This is a genomic window from Petrachloros mirabilis, assembly GCF_975968855.1.
The window spans coordinates 1-3,613 of sequence record NZ_CDLUDY010000126.1 but is presented as its reverse complement, the minus strand read 5'-3'; the positions used below and the strand labels follow the sequence as shown (position 1 = coordinate 3,613).

General features: G+C 55.6%; 6 protein-coding genes. 4 read left to right on the top strand and 2 right to left on the bottom strand.

The window, feature by feature from the left end:
- The first annotated feature begins 113 nt into the window (after positions 1–113).
- Positions 114–308, top strand: coding sequence for a 30S ribosomal protein S21 (rpsU, locus tag ACWVCN_RS05210; protein WP_080885572.1), 195 nt, complete (start codon positions 114–116; stop codon positions 306–308).
- Positions 309–374: 66 nt separating this feature from the next.
- Positions 375–1,034, top strand: coding sequence for an endonuclease III domain-containing protein (locus tag ACWVCN_RS05205; protein WP_455244460.1), 660 nt, complete (start codon positions 375–377; stop codon positions 1,032–1,034).
- Positions 1,035–1,106: 72 nt separating this feature from the next.
- On the opposite strand, the gene ACWVCN_RS05200 is transcribed toward ACWVCN_RS05205, so the two are convergent.
- Positions 1,107–1,529, bottom strand: a complete 423-nt coding sequence (locus ACWVCN_RS05200; protein WP_455244459.1) for a hypothetical protein — start codon at positions 1,527–1,529, stop codon at positions 1,107–1,109.
- Between the two features lie 2 nt (positions 1,530–1,531).
- A complete protein-coding gene (locus ACWVCN_RS05195) occupies positions 1,532–1,954 on the bottom strand; it encodes a hypothetical protein (RefSeq protein ID WP_455244458.1) in 423 nt (140 codons plus the stop codon).
- A 17-nt stretch (positions 1,955–1,971) separates the two neighbouring features.
- Between ACWVCN_RS05195 and ACWVCN_RS05190 the strand changes: the two genes are divergently transcribed.
- Positions 1,972–2,403 carry a PGPGW domain-containing protein gene (locus ACWVCN_RS05190; protein ID WP_455244456.1) on the top strand — a complete coding sequence of 144 codons (432 nt, stop codon included), beginning with the start codon at positions 1,972–1,974 and terminating at the stop codon, positions 2,401–2,403.
- A 5-nt stretch (positions 2,404–2,408) separates the two neighbouring features.
- Positions 2,409–3,613 (top strand): 5'-3' exonuclease H3TH domain-containing protein (locus ACWVCN_RS05185; protein ID WP_455244455.1); only part of this gene is annotated, 1,205 nt, incomplete at its 3' end.

The following is a 3,613-nucleotide window of genomic DNA, read 5'->3' as shown; positions in this document are numbered from 1 at the left end:
TCGCAATACCTTGAGGAAGTCAGGGGGCTATGTTACACTCCGCCACTTAGTCAGATTGGCACAGGGACTACCTTAGCGCAGGCTTCGCCTGGGAAAGTGCAGAAACGGAACAAATGGAAATCAAGGTCTTCAATAATAACGTCGAAAAAGCACTCAAGGTTGCCAAGAAAAAACTTGCGGGGGAAGGGCTCTTCAGGGAACTAAAGCGACGCCGGTACTACGAAAAGCCGAGCGTCAGGAAGAAGGCCAAGCAACGGGAGGCGCAACGGCGTCGCCAGAAATGGTTGTCGAAGCGGAAGCCGGAGTAACGGTTAGTCCCTGGGTTTTGAGATCGAGCAACCTACTCGCCCTCTCTTCCTGTCTCATTCAAGCTCATGCGCCAGGACCAGATCCATGCGGCGATCAAGATCGTCAAGCGTGAGATCCGTCAGTGGCAAGAACCCGTCGTGGGTGTCGTTGCCCGCGAGTCCGATCGTGACCCGTTCCGCATCCTCATTTCCTGCCTCCTGAGCCTGAGAACCAAAGACAAGACAACGAGCGAAGCCAGTGCGCGGCTCTTCGCGCTCGCGCACACTCCTGCCGGATTACTCAAACTTCCCCTCAAGAAGATCGAACAGGCCATCTACCCGGTGGGTTTCTACCGCACGAAGGCCAGGTCGATTCACGCGATTTGCAAGCGGCTCTTACACCTCTATGGAGGGGCGGTGCCGGATTCGATCGGCGAACTCGTGACCTTGCCGGGAGTCGGACGAAAGACGGCGAACCTTGTGGTGACAGTTGGATACGGGCTCCCAGGTATTTGCGTGGACATTCATGTGCATCGCATCAGCAACCGGTGGGGCTACGTCAAAACGAAGACGCCGGAACAGACCGAAATAGCCTTGCGCCGCAAGCTCCCTAAGGGGTATTGGATTACTTTCAACGACCTGTTAGTTCCCTATGGACAAAACCTCTGCCAACCGGTCTCACCGCATTGCAGCCGCTGCAAATTAACGGACTATTGCGATCGCGTCGGGGTGAAGAAGTCCCGTTGAACCTGGCAGGTGCTTGGAACGGGAGGCGAAAGATCGGAGATGGTTACTAGCTTCCTGTTGCGCCGCTCGGTCCTAAATGAACAGCTTTGTCTCGGCGGTGGCGGTGAGAGAAATAATGGCAGGCAGGCCCATCACTTCGTCGACCCGTTTTGAAACGACTCCGGCGTCGACGCCCATGTATTCCAGTCCCGCGCTGCAGGCGATAACGCGGAAGCTTCCTACCATCTTGGCCTCCTCGAACATCTCGGAGATCTTCGGCACCTTTTTCTCTTTCAGTAGGCGGGCGACTTCATCGGCGGAAGCGGCATACTCGGGTGGAAAATCGATCTCATCGATCTTGCCTTCGGCCAGCTTTTTGATCGTCCAGAACAGGAGAATCACGATCACTTCTTTGCCCATCGCTGCGGCAGTCAGGCCGAGCGTGGCGACCTGATGCAGTTTGTCGTATGTGGCATTGTGAGCGAAGAGAACAAACTTGGGTTTAGGCTGGCTCATGCTTATGGCTTCGACGCTCGGGTCTTGACGCTGTTCACGTAATCATTGATCGCCCCCTCGACCTCGCTTGGCGCCAACGGCCGGTCGTGGGTCTCGCTCTCATCGACGAGGTACTGATCATGGTCTTTTTCCTGTTTGATGATGACCGTATTCTCCGGGGTTACTTCAATCATCATGAACCACTCCCGGTCTCCCTGGGTAATCACTACTTCCTGCCCCAATCCTCTGTTCGCGATATCGATCTGTAATTCGTCTGCGGCAGCCGAGAGGGGACCGGAGAACATAAAGAGCGAAAATAAGAGGGTGCACGGGAAAAGGGCGGTTCGTGGAGAACGGGAGGACATGGCAAGATTATAGCTGCCCCCGTGAGTCCAGTAAACCCGCAACGGCGCGCCCACGTTGGCTTGAGTGCCCCTAGGTCGCATGTTAGGATGCCTCCCCCATGGATTGGCTTCTCACCACTGTTCAACAGTATGTTTCGACCGATACCTTGGTCACGTTGACGGTACTTTCGCTGGCTTTTTTTATCGGTTCGCTCGTCGCCATTCCTTACATACTGGTGCGTCTTCCCGCGGACTATTTCGACATACGCGTGCCTCGTCCATGGATGAAGGATCATCACCCTTTCCTTCGAGTACTCGGCCATGTCGTGAAGAATGCAATAGGGGCGATCTTCCTGTTTGTCGGTTTCCTCATGTTATTCCTCCCCGGTCAGGGAATACTGACGATGCTCATCGGGATCTCCATGCTCGACTTTCCAGGAAAAAGAAAGATCGAAGCCAAGATCATCGGTCAGAAGACCGTGTTGAACGTGATCAACAACATGCGCGAGAAGTTCGGCAAGCCTCCTCTGATCATCGCGCCGGATGCGTGATAACGATGGCGACCGCTGAATCCAACCGCAAGACCCTCTATCTCATCGACGGCAGTGCCTACATCTACCGGGCCTTCTTTGCGTTACCGGCCCTGATTAATTCCAAAGGCCTTCAAACCAACGCTATCTATGGCTTTACGACCACGCTGATGAAGATCATCCGTGAGCAACAACCGGATTGTTTGGCGGTAGCGTTCGATGAAAAGGGGCCGACGATCCGGCACGAAGCGTTCAAAGAATACAAGGCACAGCGCCCTCCGATGCCTGATGGCATGCAAGCTCAGATTCCGTACATCCACCGCATCGTGGAAGCATTCGGCATTACTGCGGTCAGACAGGCGGGATATGAGGCCGACGATCTGATCGGCACGCTGGCGCGTCAAGCGGAACGGGCCGGCTACGATGTCGTCATCGTCACCGGCGACAAGGACATGTTCCAACTGCTGACCCCACATGTCCGAATCTACGATCCGGTAAAAAACAAATGGTCGGGTGAGGCGGAATGCCGCGAACGATTCGGCGTGGAGCCTGCGCGGGTGGTGGAGGTAATGGGCCTCATGGGAGACAGTACCGACAACATTCCCGGGGTGAAAGGCATAGGCGAAAAAACCGCGACAAAACTGATCGCCCAGTTCGGGACTATCGACGAACTGCTGAGTCGTGTGGTGGAAGTGACGCCGGCGCGTATCAAGACGATGTTGCTCGAGCAGGCGGACAACGCCCGTATGAGCCGGAAACTCGCCACCATTCAGACGGAGAGCCCGGTGGAGTTCCATCCGGAGGATTACCGGATCAGACGTCAACAGGACGAGCAGCTTGCCGACTTGCTGCGCGAACTGGAATTTACGTCGCTGCTAAAAACTTTGCGGCCCTCGGCGAGGTCCGACGAGGAAAATGCTGTTCACCGGACGATTATAGAAGACGAGCCCTCTGCACAGCGATTTGTGTCGACGTTACCGGAAAGCGGCCCGCTCGGCGTTCATTGTTTGCTGGCGGGCGGCATGGGGGTACAAGCCGAGGTCAAGGGGATCGCCTTCTCTAGCGGAGACAAGACCGCCTTCATCCCGCTCGATGTCCAAACCTTCATGCGGCCTATCACCGGATTGTTGCACGATCACGTCCACACCAAAGTCGTCCAGGATTTGAAGGCTACGCTACTGGCGTTTCATCGCATCGGAGTGACCCTTGCCGGTCCCTACGTCGATACGAT